Source organism: Streptomyces lasalocidi (assembly GCF_005280215.1).
Classification (GTDB): domain Bacteria; phylum Actinomycetota; class Actinomycetes; order Streptomycetales; family Streptomycetaceae; genus Streptomyces; species Streptomyces longwoodensis.
Map to the genome: position 1 here is coordinate 4,811,505 of NZ_SZNQ01000001.1, position 24,382 is coordinate 4,835,886.

Sequence of the window (24,382 nt, forward strand, 5' to 3'; positions counted from 1 at the left end):
GACTGGTTTCCGTACCTTTCCGCCGGATTGTCCCTAGCCTGGGTGGATGGGTGACGACAGACGGCTCGCCGCCGTGGTGGCGTTGGCGCAGGGGATGGCCGCGGCGCACACGCCCCAGGACTCCTGGCGCGCGGCCGCCCTCGGCGCGTGCCGCGCGCTGGCCGGGACGTTCGCCGCGCTCTCGGTGTGGGAGCGCGAGCTCGGACTCCTGCGCGTCCTGGTGAACGTCGGCGACCGTGCCGCCGACGAGGAGGAGTTCCCGGAGGCCGAGGCGTACCCCGTCCACCGCTTCCCGGAGATCACCGAGTTCCTGCACGAGCGCTGGATCACCGGTGGTGAGCCCAACGCCTGGGTGGAGACCGCGGACGGCGGGGCCGCGGGCGAGCCCGGCTACTGCCACCAGCGCGTGGCGGCGCTGCGGCGCCGGGGCCGCGGGTCCTGCGTGGTCGCCCCGATCGTCCTGCACGGCCGCGCCTGGGGCGAGCTGTACGTCGCCCGCTCCACCGGCGCCCCGGTCTTCGACCGCGCCGACGCCGACTTCGCCACCGTGCTCGCCTCCGTGGTCTCCGCCGGCCTCGCCCAGACCGAGCGCCTGGAGGAGGCGCGGCGGCTGGCCTTCACCGACGCCCTGACCGGCCTCGCCAACCGCCGCGCGGTCGACGTGGGCCTGGAGGAGGCGGTGGAGCGCTACCGGCGGGAGGGGACCGTCGTCAGCCTGGTGGTGTGCGACCTCAACGGGCTCAAGCGGGTCAATGACACCCTCGGGCACGCCGTCGGCGACCGGCTGCTGGAGCGGTTCGGGTCGGTGCTGTCGCTGTGCGGGGCGATGCTGCCCGGCGCGCTCGCGGCCCGGCTCGGCGGCGACGAGTTCTGCCTGCTGGCCGTCGGTCCGCCCGCCGACGACGTCGTGAAGGTCGCCGACGAGCTGTGCCGCCGCGCCGGCGAGCTGGAACTGGGCGACGGCGTGGCCTGCGGGGTCGCCTCCACCGGGGACCCCGTCGGCCCCGTACGCTCCGCCCGCCGGCTGTTCCGGCTCGCGGACGCCGCGCAGTACCGGGCCAAGGCCGAGCACGCGGCGCGGCCCGTGGTCGCCGGCCGCGAGGGCCCCGACGACCCGGTGGTCCGCCTCGCGGACGCGCCGGACACCCCCGACGGCGGGACCGGCGCCGAGCGCCGCCGCTTCCGGGGACGCCCCTGACGTCCCCCATGGCCGTCACCCACTCCCGTGTGACGCAATCGGTAAGGGGTGCACCCCACCCCCACTGGTGACATCCGGGAATTCACTGCGTACGCTCCTGAATATGGATATGCACACTGTGGTGGTGGGGACGTCCGGCGTCACCGCGTCCGACGTTCTCGCCGTGGCGCGCGGCGGCGCCCGGGTCGAGCTCTCCGACGAGGCGGTGGCGGCCCTCGCCGCGGCCCGCGAGATCGTGGACGCGCTGGCGGCCAAGCCCGAGCCCGTCTACGGCGTCTCCACCGGTTTCGGCGCCCTGGCCACCCGGCACATCAGCCAGGAACTGCGCACCCAGCTCCAGCGCAACATCGTCCGCTCGCACGCCGCCGGCATGGGGCCGCGGGTCGAGCGCGAGGTCGTCCGCGCCCTGATGTTCCTGCGGCTGAAGACGGTCTGCTCCGGCCACACCGGCGTGCGGCCCGAGGTCGCGCAGACCATGGCCGACCTGCTCAACGCCGGCATCACCCCGGTCGTCCACGAGTACGGCTCGCTCGGCTGCTCCGGCGACCTCGCCCCGCTCTCCCACTGCGCGCTCGCGCTGATGGGCGAGGGCGACGCCGAGGGCCCGGACGGCACCGTACGGCCGGCCGCCGAGCTGCTCGCCGAGCACGGCATCGCCCCCGTCGAGCTGCGCGAGAAGGAGGGCCTGGCCCTCCTCAACGGAACCGACGGCATGCTCGGCATGCTGGTCATGGCCCTCGCCGACCTGGACACCCTCTACACGTCCGCCGACATCACCGCCGCCCTGAGCCTGGAGGCGCTGCTCGGCACGGACAAGGTGCTGGCCCCCGAGCTGCACGCCATCCGGCCGCACCCGGGACAGGGCGCCTCGGCCGCCAACATGCTCGCCGTGCTGAAGGACTCGCAGCTCACCGGGCACCACCAGGACGACGCCCCACGCGTCCAGGACGCCTACTCCGTGCGCTGCGCCCCGCAGGTCGCCGGCGCCGGCCGGGACACCCTCGCCCACGCCCGCCTGGTCGCCGAGCGCGAGCTGGCCGCCGCGGTCGACAATCCCGTGGTGCTGCCCGACGGGCGCGTGGAGTCCAACGGCAACTTCCACGGCGCCCCGGTCGCCTACGTGCTGGACTTCCTCGCCATCGCGGCCGCCGACCTCGCCTCCATCGCCGAGCGCCGCACCGACCGGCTGCTGGACAAGAACCGCAGCCACGGCCTGCCGCCGTTCCTCGCGGACGACCCGGGCGTCGACTCCGGCCTCATGATCGCCCAGTACACGCAGGCCGCCCTGGTCAGCGAGATGAAGCGGCTGGCCGTCCCCGCGTCGGCGGACTCCATCCCGTCCTCCGCGATGCAGGAGGACCACGTCTCGATGGGCTGGTCGGCGGCGCGCAAGCTGCGCACGGCCGTCGACAACCTCACCCGCGTCCTGGCGATCGAGCTGTACGCCGCCACGCGCGCGGTGGAGCTGCGCGAGGGCCTGACCCCGGCGCCGGCCACCCGGGCCGTCATCGACGCCGTGCGGGAGGCGGGGGTCGAGGGTCCCGGGCCCGACCGCTTCCTCGCGCCCGACCTGGCCGCGGCCGACGCCTTCGTGCGCGACGGCCTGCTGGTCGCGGCGGCGGAGAAGGTCACCGGCCCGCTGCGCTGAACGCGCGGGGCCCCGCCACCAGGTGGCGGGGCCCGGGCGCCGTACGCGACGGCGGTGCGTCCGTGGTCACTTGAGCTTGGCGACCTGCGCCCGGGTCACGGCCGCCGGGATGGTCGTCTCCTTGCCGCTCGCCAGGGCGGCGAAGTTGACCGTGTAGAACGAGGCGACGGTGCTGCCCTTGCGGACCACCTCGGTGTGGAAGGTGGCCGTGCCCTCGCCGTCCATGTCCACGGACTCGGCGAACGCGACCGACTCGTCGCCCAGGCCCGAACCCTTCTCCGCGGTCACCTTGGTGACCTTGGTGTTCTCGCCGTCGGCGGCCAGGCCGAACCCGCCGGCGCAGGCGCTCACGCCGTCGGAGACCGCCTTCAGGGCCTTCTGGGCGCCGTCGCCCCCGTACGAGGACAGGCCCACGAACGTCAGGTTCACGTTGAAGGCGTCCTCGAGGCCGGCCGCGGGGTCCGACGGGGCGGCGGTGCCCGGGGTCTTGGCCTCGGTGACGGAGTTGCTGGCGTTCGCGGGCGTGTCACCCGGGGCGAGACCGGCGGTGGCCCAGGCGAGCGGGTCGCAGGCGGCCTTGTCGGTCTTCACCGCGGACTTGGACTTCGGCAGGGTGTCGTCACCCGAGTCGACCTTGTAGCCCGGGACGTCGCCCTGGGCGAGGAGCAGCTTCTCCAGCGCGGCCGACGTGAGGGCCTCGGCGGCCGGCGTGGGCGTCGCGGCCGACGCGCTCGCCCCGCCCGCGTCCTTGCCGGAGTCCTCGGTGTCGTCCGACGCGTCGGAGCACCCCGTGAGGAGGGCGAGTGACAGGACGCCGACAGCTGTCGCGGCGTACAGCCGCGCCCCCGATGATCTCTTCATGCGCGGACTATGAACGTCCTGTCAAAGGTTCGTCAAGTTCTGTCAAAGGCCCAGGCGTTCCCGGCGGACGGAATACACCACGAAGCCGGCGCCCAGCGCGAGCAGGGTCGTCCCGCCCACCACGTAGGGCGTGGTGTCGAAGCTCCCGGTGTCGGCGAGCCGGGTCCCGGCGCCGGAGAGACCGTCGGCGTCGGTCGTGCCGGCGGCGGTGTCGGTAGTGGTCTCGGTGGTGGTGTCCGCGGCCGTGCGGGCGGCGGTGGCGGTGCGCCCGGCCGTGCCCACGGCGTCCGCCGTGGTGGCCCGGGCCTGCGTGCTGACCTGCGTCGACGCGCTCGTGGCCGACCCCGTCGTGTCCGCCGTCTCCTGGGTGGCGTTGGCGGTCGGGACGAACCAGAGGGCGCACAGCAGCGTCCCCGCGGCGGCGGCGGTCAGCAAAGGACGGCGAGCGGATGACACGGAATATCGATCCCCTTGTGGCGCTGGCGAATTGGCCGTGTGGGGCGATGTTAGTGAAAGCCGCGGGTCACGGGAAAGTCACGGACGGCAGGAGCCGTACGCTCCCGACCATGAGCACTGAAGAGACATCACGTTTTGTACGGCTTCGGGTGGAACTGGTCCTGGAGGTGGCGGACGGGGACGCCGTGACCGGGGCGGCCCTGCGGCACATCGCCGAGGACCCGGACGTGCCCGACGAGGAGCGCACCCATGCTCAGAGCGCTGTGACGGAAGACACCGCGGAGGCGCTCGCGTACCTCGTCGACCCGTTCGCGCTGGTCAGCGAGGTGCCCGGGGTCGAGCTCCAGCAGGCGTCCTGGTCGAGTGAGCGGATCGACTACGACCCGGACTCGCCCGACTGGGACCTCGACGAGGATGATGTCGAGGAAGATGAGGACGAGCAGGGCGGCGGCGGCATCGGCTGAGCGTTCCGGGGAAATCGTGACCCCGGGCGGCAACCACCGTCCGGGGTTCCGTCGTCTCAAGGGGCGCACGGGCCGACCCTCGCACCACGGGCCACGCGGTGGACCACCACCGCCCGGACGTGGTGTGCCCCACACATACGGTGGATGTGGAACGGGACGAACCGGTCGCGGCGTTGAACTCACTTACGGGGACCCTCGGGGTTTTTCGGTTATCGGCAACGATGGAGAAGCGTGTGATTGCGAACAGTAAGCGGCGCAAGGGTCTGATGGCCGCGTCCGCACTGCTCGGCGGCATCCTGGTGCTCTCTGGATGTTCGGACGGCGACGCGAGTGCCTCCGGCGACAGCGGCAAGGACACCTCGTCGGCGAACGTCGACGAGGCAGCGGCCCAGAAGACGTCCGAGGCGCAGATCAAGATCACACCCGGGGACGGCACGAACAACGCCTCCATCAACAACTCCGCCGCCGTCACGGTGAGCAAGGGCACGCTCACCGAGGTCACCATGACCACCGCGGACGGCGCCGCCGTCCAGGGCGAGATGTCGGCCGACCGCACCAGCTGGAAGCCCAGCGGCCAGCTGGAGCGTTCGACCACCTACAAGCTCGCGGTCAGCGCCAAGGACTCCGACGGCCGCGTCGCCCACGAGAACGCCTCGTTCAGCACGGTCTCCCCGGCCAACAGCTTCATAGGCAGCTTCACGCCGGAGAACGGCTCCACGGTGGGCGTGGGCATGCCGGTGTCGATCAACTTCAACAAGCAGATCACCAACAAGGCTGCCGTCCAGAAGGGCGTCACGGTCACCTCCAGCAGCGGCCAGGAGGTCGTCTGCCACTGGTTCAGCACCCAGCGCATGGACTGCCGCCCCCAGGACTACTGGCAGGCGAACTCCACCGTGACGCTGATGCTGGCGCTCGACGGCGTCGAGGGCGCGAGCGGCGTCTACGGCGTGCAGCAGAAGACGGTCACCTTCCACATCGGCCGCAACCAGGTCAGCTACGTCGACGCGAAGACCAAGCAGATGAAGGTCACGCAGGACGGCAAGGTCGTCAAGACCATCCCGATCTCGGCCGGCTCGCCCGACAACAAGACGTACGAAGGCATCATGGTGATGTCCGAGAAGTTCAAGGAGACGCGCATGAACGGCGCAACCGTGGGCTTCACCGACGACGACGGCAAGGGCGAGTACGACATCAAGGACGTGCCGCACGCCATCCGGCTGACCAACTCCGGCACCTTCGTGCACGGCAACTACTGGGGCGCCAAGTCCATCTTCGGCAGCGTCAACACCAGCCACGGCTGCGTGGGCCTGTCCGACACCAAGGGCGCCAACGACACCGGCACGCCGGGCTACTGGTTCTTCACCCACTCGATCGTCGGTGACGTCGTGGTCGTGAAGAACACCGGCGACAAGACCGTCGCCCCGGACAACGGCCTCAACGGCTGGAACCTCGACTGGGCGACCTGGAAGGCCGGTTCGGCCGTCTGACGCCCTGACAGCCCGGCCCGCCATCCGGCCGGACGCACACACGCCCGGGTGCCGCCCCCTTCGCCGAGGGGGCGGCACCGCTGTGTCCGGGCCCGCCCACGGCCTTCTCATCCCGCTCTTATGCGGGCCTTATCGAGTCATCACGCGCCGTCCCTAGCTTTCGGCGCATGTTCTTCACCTACCTGAGGCGCGAACTGCGCCGCCGCAGAAAGGCGGCCCTCGTCGTCGCCTCCGGCCTCGCGCTGGGCATCGCCCTGGTCATCGTGGTCACCTCCGTGTCCTCGGGCATGGGGAAGGCCCAGGACAAGGTCCTCCAGTCGCTCTACGGCCTGGGGACGGACATGACGGTGACCAAGGCCGCCGCACCGGCGGCCGGTTCGTCCGAGCGCCCCCGCTTCCAGTTCGACGCGCGGGAGGACGGCGACGACTCCGAGCAGAGCAGCGACCGCGTGATGGTCCAGGGCTTCCAGACCCTGGCCTCCTCCACCGTCGCCGAGGTGAGCGAACAGAAGGGCGTCCAGGGCGCGGTCGGCGGGCTGAGCCTCCAGGTCGTCAAGGTCAGCGGCCAGTTCACCCGCGGCCAGTTCCAGCAGGACGGCACCGGCGGGCGGCAGGGCGGACCCGGCCAGAACGGCGGCAGCGGCGCCCCCCAGGGCGAGGTGCAGGGCGGCGGGGCCGACTTCGACGTCAACAGCTACTCCGTCTACGGCACGGACGTCACCCAGCCGGCCCTCGGCCCGCTGACCTCCTCGAAGATCACCAGCGGTCGTACGTTCAAGACGACCGAGACCGCCGCCGAGGTGGCCGTGGCCGACTCGGCCTACGCCAAGGAGAAGAAGCTGAAGGTCGGCTCCACCGTCACCGTCAAGGGCGTGAAGTTCACGGTGATCGGCGTGGCCACGGCCGACAGCGGCGACGCGGCGGCCAACCTCTACATCCCGCTGAAGCAGGCCCAGACGCTCGCCGACGCGGCCGGCAAGGTCACCACGATCTACGTCCAGGCGACCGACTCGAAGAAGATCGACACCGTCAAGTCCGCGATCCGGAAGAACGTCTCGGGCACCACGGTGACGACCTCCGCCGACCTCGCGGACACCGTCTCCGGCTCGCTGTCCACCGCCTCCTCCCTCGCCACCAGCGTCGGCAGATGGCTGTCCATCGCCGTGCTCGTCGCCGCGTTCCTGGTGGCCGGGCTGCTCACCTCCGCCGCGGTCTCCCGCCGCGTCCGGGAGTTCGGCACGCTCAAGGCCCTCGGCTGGACGTCCGGTCGGGTCACCCGCCAGGTGGTCGGCGAGGCCATGGTCAACGGCCTGCTCGGCGGCGCCCTCGGCATCGCCCTGGGCCTCGCCGGCGCCTACGCGGTGACGGCCGTCAGCCCGACCCTCCAGGCCCAGCTGGGCGGCGGGAGCGGGGGGAGCGGCGGCCCGGGCGGCGGTCCGGGCGGTGGCTTCGCCGGCCCCGGCCGGCAGGCGGCGGCCAAGACCCTGGACGTCGCCCTGACCGCGCCGGTGAGCGTCACGACGGTGTCGATCGCGGTCGGCCTCGCGGTGGCCGGCGGCCTGATCGCGGGGGCCTTCGGCGGCTGGCGCGCCTCACGCCTGCGCCCCGCGGACGCGCTGCGCCGCGTCGAGTGACGCCGACCCGCGCCGACCCCCCTTTCCCCTCCCAGGAGTTGCACCCACCATGTACGAACTCAGAGGCGTGACCAAGCGCTACACCCGCGGCAAGGAGACCGTCCACGCGCTGGACGGCGTGGACCTCACGATCGCCGACGGCGACCGCCTGGTCATCCAGGGACCCACCGGCGGCGGCAAGTCGACGCTGCTGCAGATGCTGGGCGGCCTGGACCGCCCGACCTCAGGCGAGGTGGTCCTGGACGGCACCGACCTGGCCCGGCTGCCGGAGGCCCGGCTGACCACGGTGCGCAGTGAGAACATCGGCTTCGTCTTCCAGTCCTTCAACCTCATCCCCACCCTGACGGCCCAGGAGAACGTCGAGACCGCGCTGGTCCCGCTGGGCGTGAAGGTGAAGGAGCGCCGCGAGCGGGCCGCGGAGGCCCTGCGCTCGGTGGGCCTCGGCGAACGCCTCGGCCACCTCCCCTCGGAGATGTCCGGCGGCCAGCAGCAGCGCGTCGCCATCGCCCGCGCGCTGGTCAAGCAGCCCAAGGTGCTCCTCGCCGACGAGCCCACCGGCAACCTCGACGAGGGCATGCGCGACGAGATCATGGACGTCCTGGACACCCTGTGGAAGGAGCGCGGCCTGACCTTCATCATGGTCACCCACGACTCCGCCATCGCGCGGAAGGCGCCGCGCCTGGCCACCATCCGCAAGGGCAGGCTGACCCTGACGGAGAAGGCGGCGCCCTGAGGGGCGGGGGGCCCGCCTGAGGGGGGTGGGGCCCGCCTGAGAGGGGTGGGGCCTGCCTGAGGGGGGTGGCCCGGCCGTCCGCCGCCCCTCGCCGTCCGCCCCCCCGTCGTCCGTCAGTTGACCTCGATCCCGAAGTCGCCCACCAGTTCCTCGAGTCCGCCCCGGTAGCCCTTGCCGCCCAGGACGAAGTCCCAGTCCCCGGAGGACCGGCGCCGGAAGGAGCCGAGGACCAGCGCCGTCTCGCCGGGGCGGCCGTCGGAGACGCCCAGGACGCCGAGTTCGGCGAGGGCGGGGTCGAGCAGCCGGATGTGCGCGTCGGTGAAGCCCGACAGGTCGGCGCCCGGGTCGACCTCGGGGTCCACGGCGGCGACGAGCACCAGCCGGTCCGCCCCGGCGGGCAGCGCGTCGAACGCCACCCGGACCGCCGCCCGGTCCGGCGGGGCGGGCGGCAGGGCGTGCACCGAACCGTCGGGCGTGCGGGGGTTGTTGTAGAAGACGAACCAGTCGTCGCCGAGGACCCGGTCGCCCCGGCAGACCAGCGCGCACACGTCCAGCGCGACCCCGCCCGACCACGACATGCCGAGGACGTTGTGGTCGTCGGCGGGCGGGGCGGGCCGGGCGGGGGCACCGGCCGTGGACGCACCGGCCGCGGGGGCGGCGGGCGCACCGTGGCCGAGCCGCCCGCGCAGGCCGTGCCGGTGCAGGAGGTCGACCAGCTGCGGGCCCGTGATCAGCTCCAGCGGCTTGCCGCGGACGAACGTGTACGAGCTCGGTCCGAAGCCGGACGTCGTCACCAGCACGCCCTTGTTGGCGCCCCGGTCCTGGACGGTGCCGTACAGGTCGCGGACGGCGCTGGGCGGCACCGTGTTGCGGTACCGCTTGACCTGGACGACGATCTTGCCGCCGCGGATCGGGGCGGGGTCGAGCGCGTCGACGTCCACGCCGCCGTCGTTGGAGCGCTGCGTCGTGACCGCCTGCATGCCCATGGCCCGGAACAGCTCGGCGACCAGGCCCTCGAAGGCGATCGGGTCCATGGCGGACAGGTCGGGCTCCTCGGCCCCGTCGTCGTGCGTCACGACGCGGTCGCCGAGGTCCCGGGGGCGCAGGGCGGCCCGTACGGCGGTGAGCTGGTCGGGGCGGGCCGACACCTGCCCGCGCAGCCCGTCGGTCACGCAGCTGACGGGGTCCACCACCTCCAGGCGCAGGCCGTCGAAGGCGGACCGCTCCGCCATGACGGTGGCGAGGACGATGTGGCCGCGCTGCCCGGTCGCCGGGTCGGGCTCGTCCACGAAGCCGTTGAGCGTGACGCAGGACAGCGCGCCGAACGGGTCCGCCGCGAACAGCTGGTGCAGCACGAGCAGGACCGACTGGGCGAGCACCTCGCGGTACAGGGCCCGCCGCTGCGTCACCGGGCGGGCCGACTCCTTGAAGCCGCCGTCCGCGGCGGAGTACCGCACCGCCTTCGCCTCGGGCACGACGCCGAAGCCGGGCAGCTCCCAGTCCACCACCAGGTGGCGGGCCGCCGGGTCGTAGGCGGCGCCGACCTGGCGGGGGAAGCCCTCGGGCCAGGCCGTCGCGGCGTACAGGGCGGCCGAGAAGAACTCGACGACCGCGTCGGGCTCGCCGCGGCGCACCCCGTCGGTCACCTCGGTGACGCCGGCGTTGTGGCGCCGCACCTCGGTCCGGTGGGCCTCCGTCTGCCGCTCGTACTCCCGCTGGTACGCGGCCAGTTGCTGCTGGCGCCGGGCCTCCGCGGCCTGCGCGGCGTACCAGTCCTGCTCGAAGCGGGCGCGTGCCTCCGCCTGGGCCTGGGCACGCTGGTGAGCGGTCCAGGCGGACCGCGGCGGGTAGGCATCGGGGTGCGGCATGGGCAGCGGCTGCGCCAGCGCTCCCGGGGCGAACGGCGCCACCTCCTCGGTCCGCAGCAGCGCGTCCGCCCGGAACGCCGGCGCCCGGGTGCCGGTCGCCAACAACCCCCGCAGCGACTCCACCTGGGCTTCCAGCTCCTGGGTGCGCCGACGCGCCTCGGCCTGCCGGTGCTCGCGCTGGGCCTGCGCGGCGTACCGCTGGTACGTGGCGGCCTCCCGGGCCTCCGCCCGCCGGCGCCGCGCCTCGGCCTCCAGCAGGCGCTGCTGCTGCCGCTGCATCTCGGCCCACGTGCCGACCACACCCGTTGCGCGACGACTCATCTGCGCGCGGCCCCCTCCCCGAACACCGGCACCACCGGTTCCGCGCCGGCCGTCCCCACGACCAGCGGTAACCCCCCGACTCTAACCAGTCACCCCGTACGTCGCACAGCCCGCTGCCGGATGCGGGACGGCGGCCCCGGTCAGACGGACGGCGACCGGTTCTGCGCGCCCGCGCGGGACGCGTCCGTGCCCCAGCTGGCCAGGAGGCGGAGACCCTCGGCCGAGGGGGTGCCCGGTTCCGCGTGGTACACGATCAGGGACTGGTCGGTGTCGCCGGCCAGGCGGAAGCCCTCGAAGTTCAGGGCCAGTTCACCGACCAGGGGGTGCCGCAGACGCTTCACCCCGTGGCTCTTCTCCTTGACGTCGTGGGTCGCCCACAGCCGGCGGAACTCCTCGCTCTTGACGGAGAGTTCGCCCACCAGGGCCGACAGCCGCGGGTCGTCCGGGTAGCAGCCCGCGTCCATGCGCAGGGCGCAGACGATGTCGATCGCCTTCTGCTCCCACTCCACGAACAAGTCCCGGTAGTCCGGCCGCAGGAACACCAGCCGCGCCCAGTTGCGTTCGGCCGCCGGCAGCTCCGACCAGTCGCCGAAGAGGGCCGCCGCCATCCGGTTCCAGGCGAGGATCTCCGAGCGGCGCCCCACGATGTAGGCGGGCACCCCGTCCATGGTGTCCAGCAGTTGCCGCAGCGAGGCCCTGACCTGCTGGGGGCGGGCGGCCTGCTTCTTCTTGTGCTTGGGCTTGGCCAGGTGGGTCAGGTGCGCGTGCTCGGCGTCGCTCAGCCGCAGCGCCCGCGCGATGGCGTCCAGCACCTCCGCCGACACGTTGCGGCCGTTGCCCTGCTCCAGCCGCGTGTAGTACGCCACCGACACCCCGGCCAGCTGGGCCAGCTCCTCGCGGCGCAGCCCCGGCACCCTGCGGTGCCGTCCGAAGTCGGGCAGCCCTACGTCCTCCGGCTTCAGCCGGGCCCGGCGGGTGCGCAGGAACTCGCTCAGCTCGGCCCGCCGGTCCAGCGGCCGGCCGGCGGCGGCTTCGGCGCCGGCCCCGGCGGCGAGGGGGGCGGTATCGGGGCGTTCGTCCATGTGTCCAGTATTCCTGGTCCTACCACCACGAGCCTGACCCCGTCAGTGGTACGCACGCCGGTCGTACGCAAAGGCGTGGCCTGGGTGGACGCGCGGATCCCGGGCACGCTGGAAGCCGTGCCCGGCCGCCGCACGGCAGGCCGGGCGGTACGGAACCCCGTTCGGCAACCCCGCTAGGAGACCCCTCGGCATGACCACTGTTGCTGCGTACGCCGTCCCCGCCCCGAAGGCTCCGCTGGAGCGCACGACGATCGAGCGGCGACCGGTCGGCGAGTCCGACGTACTGATCGACATCAAGTTCGCCGGCATCTGCCATTCGGACATCCACCAGGCCCGCGAGGGCTGGGGCGAGGCGATGTTCCCGATGGTCCCCGGCCACGAGATCGCCGGTGTCGTCACCGAGGTCGGCCCCGGCGTGACGAAGTTCGCCGTCGGCGACCGCGTGGGCGTCGGCTGCATGGTCGACTCCTGCCGCGAGTGCGACAACTGCAAGGCCGGGCAGGAGCAGTACTGCACCGGCGGCGGCATGGTCGGCACGTACAACGCCCTCGACAAGAACGGCGAGCCCACCTACGGCGGCTACGCCCGGGCGATCGTCGTCGACGAGAACTACGTCGTGCGCATCCCCGACGGCCTGGCCCTGGACGTGGCCGCCCCGCTGCTGTGCGCCGGCATCACCACGTACTCCCCGCTCAAGCACTGGAACGCCGGCCCCGGCAAGAAGGTCGCGGTCCTCGGCATGGGCGGCCTCGGCCACATGGCCGTCAAGATCGCGCACGCGCTGGGCGCCGAGGTGACCGTGCTGTCGCAGTCCCTGCGCAAGAAGGACGACGGGCTGAAGCTGGGCGCCGACCACTACTACGCCACCAGCGACCCGAAGACCTTCGAGGAGCTGGCCGGCAGCTTCGACCTGATCCTGTCCACCGTCTCGGCCCCGCTGGACTTCGGCGCGTTCCTGTCGCTGCTGCGGACCGACGGCGCGCTGGTCAACGTCGGCGCCCCCGAGGAGCCGATCTCGCTCAACCTCTTCTCGGTGATCAACAACCGCAAGACCCTCGCGGGCTCCATGATCGGCGGCATCGCCGAGACCCAGGAGATGCTGGACTTCTGCGCGGCGCACGGCTTCGGCGCGGAGATCGAGCTGATCGCCGCGGAGGAGATCAACGAGGCGTACGAGCGGGTGCTGAACAGCGACGTGCGGTACCGGTTCGTGATCGACACGGCGACGATCTGACGGCCGGCGTCCGGCGTCCGCCGCCTGACGTCCGCAGGCCGGTGACCCGCAAGGCGGTGACCCGGAGACCGGGCCCCGGTGCGCCAGGTGCGTACCGGGGCCCCCTCGCGTCCCGGCCCGCGCGTGGTCCCTGCGTCAGCCGCTCACGGTGAACGACGCGCCGGCCCCGTACGAGCGGACCAGTACCCCGGCCCCGTCGGGTGCCCGCCGCACGGTGTGGGCGCGGCCGAGCCCGGCGACGCGCACGACGACGCCGCCGTCCTGCCCCGCGCCGGCCGCCACCTCGACCGCCGTGTTCTCGTCGAGCGCGACCCCCCGCTCCACCCGCCCGGCGGCCACGGCGGCGGCGAGCCGGGGCAGCGTCCCCCACTGGGCGGCGTGCACGTCCACCGCGAACGGCACGAGTCCGAGCCCCGGCCGCACCGCGACCTCGTCCAGGTCCTCCCCGGCGTCCTCGGGACACACCGCGACCCCGTCCGCCCGCCACCCGCCGACCACGGCGTCCCGGGCGGCCAGCGCCGCCCCGGCGGAGAACCCGGCGTAGGGGATGCCCCGCTCCGCCAGCAGCGAGGCCGTCGCGGCGGCGTCCGCGACGAACGCCTCCTGGTAGGCGGGCGTCAGCCCGCCGCACACCAGCAGCCCGTCCACTCCGTCCAGGACCGGGGCCGGTGCGAACCGCCCCCCGAGCGGCACCAGCACCGGTACCGGCTCGCAGTCACCGGCCGCGCGCAGCACCGGCTCGTACCGGGCGAACTGCGCGGGCCCGTCGCCCTCGTCGAGCACGACGCACCCGACCCGGGGCGCGCGGCCCGCGGCCCGGGCGGCGGCCGCCCGGACGAACGGCCCGTACACGGCGGCGACGGCCCCCGCGTCCCACCCACCGCCGATCAGGAACGTGGACGAGCCCACGTGCCCCCCTCTCCCGTTCACGGTCACTTCCCCCTCAGCCTTCGTCGTACGCCGCTGCGGCCCGCCGGCGCGGCGGAGGCGGGGCATACGGGATCGAGGGGCCCACCCTACGGAATCGCCGGGCGCCCTCCCGTGTTGACGACATCGGGCCCGGGACGCCCGCGCCGCGTGCGCGGGGTCGGTCCGGGTGACCAGTGATCGAGTCGACGAGTGTGGAGGCCGCAATGGGTGCGCAGACGCAGAGGGCCGTGCTGGCGGGCGGATGTTTCTGGGGGATGGAGGAGCTGATCCGCCGGCTCCCGGGCGTGACCGCCACCCGGGTCGGCTACACCGGGGGAGACGTGCCGAACGCGACGTACCGCAACCACGGCACGCACGCGGAGGCCATCGAGATCCTCTTCGACCCGGAGCAGACCGACTACCGCGCCCTGCTGGAGTTCTTCTTCCAGATCCACGACCCGAGCACGAAGAACCGCCAGGGCAACGACATCGGCATGAGCTACCGCTCGGCGATCTACTACGTGGACGACGAGCAGAAGCGGATCGCCGAGGACACCATCGCGGACGTGGACGCCTCCGGGCTGTGGCCCGGCAAGGTCGTCACCGAGGTGGAGCCGGTCGGCCCCTTCTGGGAGGCCGAGCCGGAGCACCAGGACTACCTCCAGCGCTACCCGGACGGCTACACCTGCCACTTCCCCCGTCCGAACTGGCGCCTGCCGCGCCGCGCCCAGGTGTGACGCGGGCGGTGGGGGCGCGGGGTCAGTGCGGCAGCGTGGCCGGGCTGCCGCCGTTGGCCTCGTAGCCCGCCACCGCCAGCGCGCGGTACACCGCGAACTCCGCCGCCGGGTCCGGGGAGAGGGTCCAGGGCAGCGCGCCGACGTGACCGTCGACGTGCACCAGCTGGTTCATGGCCTCCGACCAGCGCTCGGCGCGCACCAGGAAGAACACCAGCAGGTGGCGGACGTGAGCCAGCATCGGGTCGTCCGGGCGGGCCGAGTGCACCGCGTGCAGCGCGCCGTGGATCGCCCTGGTCACCGTCTCCGACTGGTAGAAGCTCGCGACCAGGTTGACCTCCGGCAGGTGCTCGAAGACCGCGAACAGCGGCATCGCGGCCAGCAGGGAGCCGCGCGGGGCGCGCGCCGCCGCGGCCTCCGCGAACTGGTACGCCAGCTCCCGCGAGCCGTGCCACTTCTCGCACCAGTAGTGCAGCGCCGCCAGGTGCGCCCCCATGTGCTCCGGCGCCCGGTCCAGGATCTTCAGCCAGAGCTGCTCGAACTCGGGCCGGGAGTAGCCCAGGCCGCGGGCCACCGACAGCTCCACGATGTACGGCACCGGGTCGCCCGGGGCGAGCAGGGCCGCCTGGCCGCAGGCGTCCCGGGCCTCCTCCATGATGATCCGGAAGTCGTCCGTGCCCGGCGCCGCCGTGCGCCACGCCTGCTGCACGAGGAACTCGGCGTGCACCGCCGCGCCGCCCGGGTCCTTGGGCGCCTGGAGCCGCCACACCCGCAGCCACTGCCCGCCCGGCGTCTCGCTGACGCCGCCCGGCCGCTGCTGGAGCTCCAGTGCCGCCGCGCCGGCGAAGGCCTGCACGCGCTGCCAGCGCAGCTCGCCCTGCGTCTCCGTGCCCGCGAGCAGCTGCTGGGCCGCGCGGTGGTCCTGGCCGCGCTGGACGACGTCGAGGACGTCCAGCAGGTCCTGGTCGGGTCCGGGCAGGCGGATGTCCAGCTCCTCCTCCCGCACGAAGCCGTAGTCCGCCGGGTCCGCGGCGTCCGGGTGGCCCGGCGCGACCTGCTCGATCCGTCCCCGCCTGCGCAGCAGGAACGGGCTCAGCACGACGCCCATCATGACCAGCGCCATCAGGACCCAGAGAATCTCCATGCCTCAAGCGAACCAGACCGCGCCGACAATTGGCCAACCCCCTCCCACCGCCTGTGGAAAACCCCGGACGAGCGGGCCGCCGGGGCGCGCAGCGGGGAGCGCGCGCGGGAGGCTGTGCGGGGAGCCACGCCGCCGCCGATCGGCATCCGTCCCCCGGGCGCACTACCCTCGGTGCACATGAGCGACAGGCACATCAGTCAGCACTTCGAGACCCTCGCGATCCACGCGGGCAACACCGCCGATCCCCTGACCGGCGCGGTCGTCCCGCCGATCTACCAGGTCTCGACCTACAAGCAGGACGGCGTCGGCGGCCTGCGCGGCGGCTACGAGTACAGCCGCAGCGCCAACCCGACGAGGACGGCCCTGGAGGAGAACCTCGCCGCCCTGGAGGGCGGTCGCCGGGGCCTCGCGTTCGCGTCCGGACTGGCGGCCGAGGACTGCCTGTTGCGTACGCTGCTCAGCCCCGGTGACCACGTGGTGATCCCCAACGACGCGTACGGCGGCACGTTCCGCCTGTTCGCGAAGGTCGTCGCCCGCTGGGGCGTCGAGTGGTCGGTCGCGGACACCAGCGACCCGGCCGCCGTGCGGGCCGCCATCACCCCGAAGACCAAGGCCGTCTGGGTCGAGACGCCCTCCAACCCGCTGCTCGGCATCACCGACATCGCCGCCGTGGCCCAGGTCGCCCGGGACGCCGGCGCCCGGCTCGTCGTCGACAACACCTTCGCCACGCCGTACCTCCAGCAGCCGCTGTCGCTCGGCGCGGACGTCGTGGTCCACTCGCTCACCAAGTACATGGGCGGTCACTCCGACGTGGTCGGCGGTGCGCTGATCACGGCGGACGAGACGCTCGGCGAGGAACTGGCGTACCACCAGAACGCGATGGGCGCGGTCGCCGGGCCCTTCGACTCCTGGCTGGTGCTGCGCGGCACCAAGACCCTCTCGGTGCGCATGGACCGGCACAGCGAGAACGCGACCAAGGTCGCGGACATGCTCAGCCGCCACCCGCGCGTGACGCACGTGCTCTACCCGGGCCTGCCCGAGCACCCGGGCCACGAGGTCGCCGCCAAGCAGATGCGCGCCTTCGGCGGCATGGTGTCGTTCCGCGTGGAGGGCGGCGAGGAGGCGGCCGTCGGGGTCTGCAACCGCGCCCAGGTGTTCACCCTCGGCGAGTCCCTCGGCGGCGTCGAGTCGCTGATCGAGCACCCGGGCCGCATGACGCACGCGTCCGTCGCCGGGTCCGCCCTGGAGGTCCCGGCCGACCTGGTCCGCCTCTCCGTCGGCATCGAGAACGTCGACGACCTGCTGGAGGACCTGCAGCAGGCCCTGGGCAAGTAGGCCCACCGACGGGGTCGGCCCCCGCGCGGTTCACCAGTCGGTCAGGGGTGGGGTCGTCTGCGACGGCGGCTCCACCCACGGCCGGGCGGTCAGCGCCCAGACCAGCAGCGCCACGCCTGCCGCCCACAGCGCCAGCCACATCAGGCGCCGGGTGAGCCGGCGCCGGCGCAGCACGCGCGTGCCGCGCCGGACGGCGTCGGCGTACAGGTCCGGCGGCACGCGCGGGGTCGCGCGGTCCATGATCCGCCGTACGGCGGCCTCCCGCTCCACCCGGTTCACGACGGCGCCACCTTCGGCCGGCCCACCGCCGGCGCGGACGGGCGCGGCGGGTGCAGCACGGTGGCCGTCGCCCGGTCGCAGACCGTGCCCACCCGCTCCCGGGGCAGCCCCAGCAGCGCCGCCACCTGCTCCTCGGCCACCCCCTCGTACAGGCGCAGCACCAGGATCAGCCGCTCCTGCGGGCCCAGCACGGCCAGCGGGCTGTCGGGGTGGGCGCGCGGCCGGCCCGGGGCGCCGTACTGGTGCCAGGCGCCGTGCGCGAACCGGACGGCCAGGTACTGGCGGGCGTGGTCGTACGGGTCGTCGCCGCGCAGCCGGTCCCAGCACGCGTACGTGTGCGCCAGCGCCAGCGTCAGCAGCCGCCGCGCGCGGGGGGTGTCGTCGGGTGCCTCCCCGGTGAGCAGGGCGGCCGTGTGAAGCAGCCGGCCCGCCGCTCCCGCGACGAACGCCTCGAACTCACGGGCCCGGCGGGTGTCCTCGGCCTGTCGCCCCTGTCGCACCGCGCCTCCCCCCGACGCCGATCCGTGATTCCTCGGGATCCGGTCTCATCTGAGGCCAGGGGGAGCCCTCCGGTCAAGAGCCGCGCACGCGCGGGTGCGCGATGCGCGGTGCCGCCCGGGTCAGGACGCCGGGGACTGGTCCGGTCCGGGGACGCCCGGGGCGGACATGCGCGCCGACAGGGCGCCGTTGAAGCGCGTGAGGAGCGCGCAGAACGACTCGCGCTCCTCCGGCGCCCAGTCGTGGGTCAGCTCGGCCATCAACTGACGCCGCGAGGAGCGCACTTCCTCCAGCCGGGACTGGCCGCGCGGGGACAGCTGCAGCACCACGGCGCGCCCGTCCTCGGGGTGCGAGGTCCGCTTGACCAGGCCGGTGTCGACGAGCGGCGCCACCTGCCGCGTGACCGTCGAGGAGTCGATGCCCATGCTGGCCGCGAGCGCCTTGACGCCCATCGGCCCCTCCTTGTCGAGGCGGTTGAGCAGCAGGTACGCGGCGCGGTCCATGGAGTTGCGCACCTGGCCGACCCCGCCGAGCCGGGTCTGTTCGGCACGGCGCGCGAAGAGCGCGACCTCGTGCTGCAGCGTGTCGAGAAGACCGGTGTCACCGACGGTCGTCATGTCCATCGACATTCCAGGTGTTGTGGGCATGGCCGGGGGCTCACTTCATGAGGGTGCTGGGCTGGGGGACAGGGTACGCGGCCGGGAGGGCGGTCGTACCGGCGCTGCACGATCCGGTTCCGCAGGTTGGTCACACCGGGTCGCCACGCCTGTGAACTGCGATGCTGGGGTCATGAGCTACAGCACGGCTGACTCCTTGCGGACCGTGACCCCGGACGACGTCCGGGGCGCGCAGAAGATGCTCTCGGGCGTGGCCCGCACGACCGCGATGGAGGGCAGCAGGTACCTGTCCCGGCTCGTGGGGCAGCCGGTGCACCTCAAGTGCGAGAACCTCCAGCGGACCGGGTCGTTCAAGCTGCGCGGCGCCTACGTGCGGATCGCCGGCCTGCTGCCCGAGGAGCGGGCCGCCGGAGTGGTCGCGGCGAGCGCCGGCAACCACGCGCAGGGCGTCGCGCTGGCGTCGTCGCTGCTCGGGGTGCGCTCGACGGTGTTCATGCCGAAGGGCGCCCCGCTGCCGAAGATCAGCGCCACCCGGGAGTACGGCGCCGAGGTGCGCCTGCACGGGCAGGTGGTCGACGAGACGCTGGCCGCCGCACAGGAGTACGCGGCCCGCACGGGCGCGGTGTTCATCCACCCCTTCGACCACCCGGACGTCATCGCCGGTCAGGGCACGGTGGGCCTGGAGATCCTGGAGCAGTGCCCGGAGGTGCGCACGATCGTCGTCGGCATCGGCGGCGGCGGTCTCGCGGCGGGCATCGCGGTCGCCGTGAAGGCGGTGCGGCCCGACGTGCGGATCGTCGGCGTGCAGGCGGCGGGCGCGGCCGCGTACCCGCCGTCGCTGGCGGCCGGACGTCCGGTCGCGTTGCAGAACCCGGCGACGATGGCCGACGGGATCAAGGTGGGGCGGCCCGGAGACGTGCCGTTCGCGCTGATCGGGGAGCTGGTGGACGAGGTGTGCACGGTGTCGGAGGACGAGCTGTCCGCGGCGCTGCTGCTGTGCCTGGAGCGGGCCAAACTGGTCGTGGAGCCGGCCGGGGCGAGCCCGGTGGCGGCGCTGCTGAGCCGGCCCGGCGCGTTCGAGGGGCCGGTGGTGGCGGTGCTGTCGGGCGGCAACGTCGACCCGGTCCTGATGCAGCGGGTGCTGCGGCACGGCATGGCGGCGCAGGGCCGCTACCTGGCCGTGCGGCTGCGGCTGACGGACCGGCCGGGGGCGCTCGCCACGCTGCTCGGCGTGCTGTCGGGGGTCGAGGCCAACGTCCTGGACGTCAGCCACATCCGCACCGACCCGCGGCTGGGCCTCACCGAGGCGGAGGTGGAGCTCCAGCTGGAGACGATGGGCCCGGAGCACTGCACCGAGGTCGGCCGCGCGCTGCGCGCGGCGGGCTACACCGTCATCGACTGAGCAGGGGAGGGGCCCTCCCGGGCCCCCTGGACCCCCTGTCGGCCGGTCACTCACTCCTTCGGGTCATCTGCCCGAAACCCGTTGTGACTCGCGATACATCGCGTTATGGTGTGTCCCGGGTCACGGTCCGGGCGTCCCCACAAAAAGAGGGGCGCGCCGTCCCACGCCCATGAAGACTTGGATCGCCACCCGAACTCATCGGCGGATCCCCGACGACCCCGACGACGTGGAGAACTGTTATGCCAGGCGCCATCTACGCCGAAGGCCTGGTGAAGACCTTCGGCGACGTAAAGGCTCTGGACGGCGTCGACCTCGACGTCCCCGAGGGCACGGTCCTGGGCCTGCTCGGACCCAACGGCGCGGGCAAGACCACCACGGTCCGCTGCCTGACCACCCTCCTGCGCCCCGACCGCGGCCGTGCCCTCGTGGCCGGCATCGACGTGCTCAAGGACCCGGTCCGGGTCCGCCGCTCGATCGGCCTGTCCGGCCAGTTCGCCGCGGTCGACGAGTACCTGACCGGCCGGGAGAACCTGCAGATGGTCGGCCGGCTGTACCAGATGAAGGCCGGGCCCGCGAAGGCCCGGGCCGCCGAACTGCTGGAGCGGTTCGACCTCGCCGACGCCGCCGACCGGCCCACCAAGACCTACTCCGGCGGCATGCGCCGCCGCCTCGACCTGGCCGCCGCGCTGGTGGTCTCGCCGCCCGTGATGTTCATGGACGAGCCGACCACCGGGCTCGACCCCCGCAACCGCCAGATGCTGTGGGAGGTCATCAAGCAGCTCGTCTCCGGCGGCACCACCCTGCTGCTGACCACGCAGTACCTGGAGGAGGCCGACCACCTGGCCCACGACATCGCCGTCGTCGACCACGGCCGGGTGATCGCCCGGGGCACCTCCGACCAGCTCAAGGCCCGCACCGGCGGCGAGCGCGTCGAGGTCGTGGTGCACGAGCGCGACGCGATGGCGACCGCCGCCGAGGTGCTGCGCGGCTTCGGCAAGGGCGAGACCACGGTCGAGGACCACACCCGCAAGCTGACCGTCCCCGTCACCGGCGGCGCCAAGCTGCTCGCCGAGGTGATCCGGGAACTGGACGGCCGCGGCATCGAGATCGACGACATCGGGCTGCGCCGGCCCACCCTCGACGACGTCTTCCTGTCCCTGACCGGACACGCCGCCGAGACCGCGGACGACGAGAGCGACAAGGAGGCCGCGTCATGAGCGGCATGAGCATGGTGTCCGACTCGCTGGTGATCGCCCGCAGGAACCTGATCCGGATGACCCGGATCCCCGAGATGGTCCTGTTCGGGGTCATCCAGCCCGTGATGTTCGTGGTGCTGTTCACCTACGTCTTCGGCGGCTCGATGAGCGTCGGGGGCTCCACCGACCCGGACGTCTACAAGAACTTCCTGATGGCCGGCATCTTCGCCCAGACGGTGACCTTCGCGACCGCGGGCTCGGCCGCCGGCATCGCGGACGACATGCAGAAGGGCCTCGTCGACCGGTTCCGCTCGCTGCCGATGGCCCGCGGTGCGGTGCTGACGGGCCGGACCGTCGCGGACCTCGTGCAGACGTGCATCACGCTGACCGTCCTGGCGATCGTGGCCCTGATCGTCGGGTGGCGCACCGGCTCGGCCGAGCCGACCAACGCGGGCCGCGTCCTGGGCGCCTTCGGCCTGCTGCTCCTCCTCGGCTACGCCTTCACCTGGATCGGGGCCCTGATCGGGCTCTCGGTCCGGACCCCGGAGGCCGCCACGTCGGGCGGAATCATCTGGCTCTTCCCGGTGACGTTCATCTCGAACGCCTTCGTCGACGCCAGCCAGATGACGCCCTGGCTGCGGCACATCGCCGAGTGGAACCCCTTCAGCGCCACGGTGCAGGCGTGCCGCGAGCTGTTCGGCAACCCCGGCGTCGTCCAGTCCGACGCCTGGCCCATGCAGCACCCGGTGTGGGCGTCCCTGATCTGGTCCGTGCTGATCGTCGGGGTCTTCCGGACCCTGGCCGTGCGCAAGTACCGGGCGGCGGACGGCTGACCGGTCCGCCGGCCGCGACATGACGCGGCCCCCGGCGCCGTCAGGACGCCGGGGGCCGCGCGGGGCGGTGCGGGTGAGCGGCTCAGCCGCTGTAGGGCTCGGCCTTGAGGATGCGGACGGAGGCCTTCTTGCCGTTGGGCAGCTCGTACTCCGCGTCCTCGCCGACCTTGTGACCGGTGACGCCGGAGCCCAGCGGGGACTGCGGCGAGTAGGTCTCGATGTCGGAGCTGGCGTACTCGCGGGAGGCCAGCAGGAAGGTCAGCGTGTCGTCCTCGTCGCCGTCGAACGCGATCGTCACGACCATGCCGGGCGCGACCGTGCCGTCCGTCGTCACCGGGGCCTCGCCGACCTGGGCGTTCTCGAGGAGCTGGGTCAGCTGGCGCACACGGAGCTCCTGCTTGCCCTGCTCCTCCTTGGCCGCGTGGTACCCGCCGTTCTCGCGCAGGTCGCCCTCCTCGCGCGCGGCGGCGATCTTGGCGGCGATCTCCGTGCGCGCAGGACCAGTAAGGTACTCAAGCTCGTCCTTGAGCTTGTTGTACGCCTCCTGGGTCAGCCAGGTGACGTTCTCGCTGGTCTGGGTCACTGGTGCTCCTCGTAGGTACTGGGAATACAAAACGTCGCCCCACCCAGAAGCATGTTCCTCCAGGGGAGGGCGAAACCACGAGCCTAACAATTCACCGGCGAAAGGGGGAGGACATAACCGACCAGATTGTCGTCAACGCAGGTCAGTCGGCGTGGCAGCCGAGCAGCTCGGCGGTCGTGCCGCGCGCGGTCGTACGGAGCGTGACGACCTTGTCGACGCGGGTGGCCGAGCCGGTGAAGCGGAAGTCCGCGCGCCCCACCTCGGAGCCGTCGGCCGCCTGCGAGCGGATGGTGCAGTAACCGCTGGTGCCGGCGTCCTTGTGGACCTCCAGGTGCACCGAGACCGCGTCGTCCTCCGCCTGGAAGGCGATCACCTGGGCGCTGATCTTGTTCTGCCCGACGTAGTGGTAGGCGAAGTAGCCGACCAGGAGCAGCAGCAGCGCGCCGAGCACGGCACCGACGATCTTGAGCGTGCGGTCGGCGTCGCGGTCCGAGGAGCGGCCGTAGCGCCGCTCGGGCACCCGGGTGCTCGACGTCGTACCCATGATCGTCCTCTCGCCGGGTCCTGGTCGGTGGCGGGCGGTGTTCCGAAAACCGTCCCCGGAGCAGGGCCCCGGAATTATTGGACCCCCGATTCGGTCACTATAGAAGCCGCCGAACGCACCCCCAGACGCGGGGCGCCGACTTACGAGGATTGAGTCTTGACTGACCAGCTGCGACTGATGGCCGTGCACGCCCACCCCGACGACGAGTCGAGCAAGGGCGCGGCCACCATGGCGAAGTACGTGTCCGAGGGGGTGGACGTGCTGGTCGTGACCTGCACGGGCGGGGAGCGCGGCTCCATCCTCAATCCCAAGCTCCAGGGCGACGCGTACATCGAGGAGCACATCCACGAGGTGCGCAAGAAGGAGATGGACGAGGCCCGCGAGATCCTGGGCGTCAAGCAGGAGTGGCTCGGCTTCGTCGACTCCGGGCTGCCCGAGGGCGACCCGCTGCCGCCGCTGCCCGAGGGCTGCTTCGCACTGGAGGACGTCGACCACGCGGCCGGCGAGCTGGTGCGGCAGATCCGCGCGTTCCGCCCGCAGGTGATCACCACCTACGACGAGAACGGCGGTTACCCGCACCCCGACCACATCATGACCCACAAGATCTCGATGGTGGCGTTCGAGGGCGCGGCGGACACCGAGAAGTACCCCGAGGCCGAGTACGGCCCGGCGTACCGGCCGCTGAAGCTCTACTACAACCAGGGCTTCAACCGGCCCCGCACCGAGGCGCTGCACCAGGCGATGCTCGACCGCGGCCTGGAGTCGCCCTACGGGGACTGGCTCAAGCGCTGGAACGACTCCGGCCACAAGGACCGCACGCTGACCACGCACGTGCCGTGCGCGGAGTTCTTCGAGATCCGCGACAAGGCGCTGATCGCCCACGCCACGCAGATCGACCCCGACGGGGGCTGGTTCCGGGTGCCGCTGGACCTGCAGAAGGAGGTCTGGCCGACGGAGGAGTACGAGCTGGCGAAGTCGCTCGTGGACACCTCCCTCCCCGAGGACGACCTCTTCGCGGGCATCCGCGACAATGCCTGACATGAGCGCAAGCGTGAGCGTGGCAATGGCACACCTCGTCCCCCTCGCCGAGGTGGACGAGAACAAGGTCACCCCCGGTGTCCTCGGCTTCATCGTCTTCGCGGCGATGGCGGTGGCGGTGTGGGCGCTGATGAAGTCGATGAACCGCCACATGGGCAAGGTCGACTTCAAGGAACCCCCGGGCGCCGAGGACACCCCCGCGGGCCGGGAGGCGGGCACGGCGGCCCGCGTCACCGGCTCGTCGGAGGCCGGACCGCAGCAGGGCTGAACGGCCGGCCGGCGGC

The 24,382-nt window shown here is 72.8% G+C and carries 25 protein-coding genes; 14 read left to right on the plus strand and 11 right to left on the minus strand.

The features are described from left to right. The first annotated feature begins 46 nt into the window (after nucleotides 1–46). Together E4U91_RS21830 and hutH are read left to right on the plus strand one after the other, a co-directional pair. Complete coding sequence (locus E4U91_RS21830) at nucleotides 47–1,198, plus strand: GGDEF domain-containing protein (protein ID WP_137308394.1); 1,152 nt, start codon at nucleotides 47–49, stop codon at nucleotides 1,196–1,198. 109 nt (nucleotides 1,199–1,307) lie between these two features. Further along, on the plus strand, nucleotides 1,308–2,846 hold the full coding sequence (gene hutH, locus E4U91_RS21835; protein WP_137310948.1) for a histidine ammonia-lyase: 1,539 nt from the start codon (nucleotides 1,308–1,310) through the stop codon (nucleotides 2,844–2,846). A 66-nt stretch (nucleotides 2,847–2,912) separates the two neighbouring features. Here hutH and E4U91_RS21840 read toward each other — a convergent pair whose 3' ends face one another. Together E4U91_RS21840 and E4U91_RS21845 are read right to left on the minus strand one after the other, a co-directional pair. Further along, a complete protein-coding gene (locus E4U91_RS21840) occupies nucleotides 2,913–3,707 on the minus strand; it encodes a hypothetical protein (RefSeq protein WP_137308395.1) in 795 nt (264 codons plus the stop codon). Between the two features lie 42 nt (nucleotides 3,708–3,749). After that, nucleotides 3,750–4,163, minus strand: a complete 414-nt coding sequence (locus tag E4U91_RS21845; protein ID WP_137308396.1) for an LPXTG cell wall anchor domain-containing protein — start codon at nucleotides 4,161–4,163, stop codon at nucleotides 3,750–3,752. 110 nt (nucleotides 4,164–4,273) lie between these two features. On the opposite strand from E4U91_RS21845, the gene E4U91_RS21850 reads away from it, so the two are divergent. From E4U91_RS21850 to E4U91_RS21865, 4 genes are all read left to right on the plus strand, one after another. Further along, nucleotides 4,274–4,627, plus strand: a complete 354-nt coding sequence (locus E4U91_RS21850; RefSeq protein ID WP_137308397.1) for a hypothetical protein — start codon at nucleotides 4,274–4,276, stop codon at nucleotides 4,625–4,627. Nucleotides 4,628–4,848: 221 nt separating this feature from the next. Then, nucleotides 4,849–6,114 (plus strand): L,D-transpeptidase, encoded by a 1,266-nt coding sequence (locus E4U91_RS21855; RefSeq protein ID WP_174867842.1) that lies wholly within the window; start codon nucleotides 4,849–4,851, stop codon nucleotides 6,112–6,114. 167 nt (nucleotides 6,115–6,281) lie between these two features. Continuing rightward, entirely contained in the window at nucleotides 6,282–7,748 is a 1,467-nt protein-coding gene (locus E4U91_RS21860; protein ID WP_137308399.1) for an ABC transporter permease, read from the plus strand. Between the two features lie 49 nt (nucleotides 7,749–7,797). Next, the gene (locus tag E4U91_RS21865; protein WP_137308400.1) at nucleotides 7,798–8,481 is read left to right on the plus strand and encodes an ABC transporter ATP-binding protein; all 684 of its coding nucleotides are present in this window, start codon (nucleotides 7,798–7,800) and stop codon (nucleotides 8,479–8,481) included. A 113-nt stretch (nucleotides 8,482–8,594) separates the two neighbouring features. Here E4U91_RS21865 and E4U91_RS21870 read toward each other — a convergent pair whose 3' ends face one another. Together E4U91_RS21870 and E4U91_RS21875 are read right to left on the minus strand one after the other, a co-directional pair. Continuing rightward, nucleotides 8,595–10,670 (minus strand): restriction endonuclease, encoded by a 2,076-nt coding sequence (locus E4U91_RS21870; protein ID WP_174867843.1) that lies wholly within the window; start codon nucleotides 10,668–10,670, stop codon nucleotides 8,595–8,597. Nucleotides 10,671–10,810: 140 nt separating this feature from the next. Next, entirely contained in the window at nucleotides 10,811–11,752 is a 942-nt protein-coding gene (locus E4U91_RS21875) for a helix-turn-helix domain-containing protein (protein WP_137308401.1), read from the minus strand. Nucleotides 11,753–11,942: 190 nt separating this feature from the next. Here E4U91_RS21875 and E4U91_RS21880 point away from each other — a divergent pair, with 190 nt between their 5' ends. After that, a complete protein-coding gene (locus E4U91_RS21880) occupies nucleotides 11,943–12,986 on the plus strand; it encodes an NAD(P)-dependent alcohol dehydrogenase (RefSeq protein WP_137308402.1) in 1,044 nt (347 codons plus the stop codon). A 135-nt stretch (nucleotides 12,987–13,121) separates the two neighbouring features. Here E4U91_RS21880 and E4U91_RS21885 read toward each other — a convergent pair whose 3' ends face one another. Then, complete coding sequence (locus tag E4U91_RS21885) at nucleotides 13,122–13,895, minus strand: type 1 glutamine amidotransferase family protein (RefSeq protein ID WP_137308403.1); 774 nt, start codon at nucleotides 13,893–13,895, stop codon at nucleotides 13,122–13,124. 224 nt (nucleotides 13,896–14,119) lie between these two features. On the opposite strand from E4U91_RS21885, the gene msrA reads away from it, so the two are divergent. Next, on the plus strand, nucleotides 14,120–14,632 hold the full coding sequence (gene msrA / locus E4U91_RS21890) for a peptide-methionine (S)-S-oxide reductase MsrA (protein WP_137308404.1): 513 nt from the start codon (nucleotides 14,120–14,122) through the stop codon (nucleotides 14,630–14,632). Between the two features lie 22 nt (nucleotides 14,633–14,654). Here msrA and E4U91_RS21895 read toward each other — a convergent pair whose 3' ends face one another. Beyond that, entirely contained in the window at nucleotides 14,655–15,773 is a 1,119-nt protein-coding gene (locus E4U91_RS21895; protein WP_137308405.1) for a hypothetical protein, read from the minus strand. 177 nt (nucleotides 15,774–15,950) lie between these two features. Between E4U91_RS21895 and E4U91_RS21900 the strand changes: the two genes are divergently transcribed. Beyond that, a complete protein-coding gene (locus E4U91_RS21900) occupies nucleotides 15,951–17,108 on the plus strand; it encodes a cystathionine gamma-synthase (RefSeq protein ID WP_137308406.1) in 1,158 nt (385 codons plus the stop codon). A gap of 30 nt (nucleotides 17,109–17,138) precedes the next feature. On the opposite strand, the gene E4U91_RS38440 is transcribed toward E4U91_RS21900, so the two are convergent. The 3 genes from E4U91_RS38440 to E4U91_RS21915 all read right to left on the minus strand — a co-directional run bounded on the left by E4U91_RS38440 (nucleotide 17,139) and on the right by E4U91_RS21915 (nucleotide 18,514). Next, complete coding sequence (locus E4U91_RS38440) at nucleotides 17,139–17,387, minus strand: hypothetical protein (protein ID WP_137308407.1); 249 nt, start codon at nucleotides 17,385–17,387, stop codon at nucleotides 17,139–17,141. Next, nucleotides 17,384–17,887, minus strand: a complete 504-nt coding sequence (locus tag E4U91_RS38445; protein ID WP_174867844.1) for a sigma factor-like helix-turn-helix DNA-binding protein — start codon at nucleotides 17,885–17,887, stop codon at nucleotides 17,384–17,386. The genes E4U91_RS38440 and E4U91_RS38445 overlap by 4 nt, the downstream gene beginning before the upstream one ends. Nucleotides 17,888–18,007: 120 nt before the next feature. Further along, a complete protein-coding gene (locus tag E4U91_RS21915) occupies nucleotides 18,008–18,514 on the minus strand; it encodes a MarR family winged helix-turn-helix transcriptional regulator (RefSeq protein WP_174867845.1) in 507 nt (168 codons plus the stop codon). Between the two features lie 160 nt (nucleotides 18,515–18,674). Between E4U91_RS21915 and ilvA the strand changes: the two genes are divergently transcribed. From ilvA to E4U91_RS21930, 3 genes are all read left to right on the plus strand, one after another. After that, nucleotides 18,675–19,904 (plus strand): threonine ammonia-lyase, encoded by a 1,230-nt coding sequence (gene ilvA, locus E4U91_RS21920; RefSeq protein WP_137308409.1) that lies wholly within the window; start codon nucleotides 18,675–18,677, stop codon nucleotides 19,902–19,904. 239 nt (nucleotides 19,905–20,143) lie between these two features. Continuing rightward, on the plus strand, nucleotides 20,144–21,121 hold the full coding sequence (locus E4U91_RS21925; protein ID WP_137308410.1) for an ATP-binding cassette domain-containing protein: 978 nt from the start codon (nucleotides 20,144–20,146) through the stop codon (nucleotides 21,119–21,121). A 5-nt stretch (nucleotides 21,122–21,126) separates the two neighbouring features. Next, the gene (locus tag E4U91_RS21930; protein WP_067240215.1) at nucleotides 21,127–21,933 is read left to right on the plus strand and encodes an ABC transporter permease; all 807 of its coding nucleotides are present in this window, start codon (nucleotides 21,127–21,129) and stop codon (nucleotides 21,931–21,933) included. An 82-nt stretch (nucleotides 21,934–22,015) separates the two neighbouring features. Here the strand turns inward: E4U91_RS21930 and greA are convergent, their stop codons facing one another. After that, a complete protein-coding gene (greA, locus tag E4U91_RS21935; RefSeq protein WP_137308411.1) occupies nucleotides 22,016–22,516 on the minus strand; it encodes a transcription elongation factor GreA in 501 nt (166 codons plus the stop codon). A gap of 142 nt (nucleotides 22,517–22,658) precedes the next feature. Beyond that, nucleotides 22,659–23,060 (minus strand): DUF4307 domain-containing protein, encoded by a 402-nt coding sequence (locus tag E4U91_RS21940; protein WP_137308412.1) that lies wholly within the window; start codon nucleotides 23,058–23,060, stop codon nucleotides 22,659–22,661. A 177-nt stretch (nucleotides 23,061–23,237) separates the two neighbouring features. Here E4U91_RS21940 and mca point away from each other — a divergent pair, with 177 nt between their 5' ends. Continuing rightward, nucleotides 23,238–24,098 (plus strand): mycothiol conjugate amidase Mca, encoded by an 861-nt coding sequence (mca, locus tag E4U91_RS21945; protein ID WP_168218271.1) that lies wholly within the window; start codon nucleotides 23,238–23,240, stop codon nucleotides 24,096–24,098. Then, nucleotides 24,091–24,366 (plus strand): hypothetical protein, encoded by a 276-nt coding sequence (locus tag E4U91_RS21950; protein WP_241678655.1) that lies wholly within the window; start codon nucleotides 24,091–24,093, stop codon nucleotides 24,364–24,366. Before mca ends, E4U91_RS21950 begins: the two co-directional genes overlap by 8 nt. The last annotated feature ends 16 nt before the right edge of the window (nucleotides 24,367–24,382 follow it).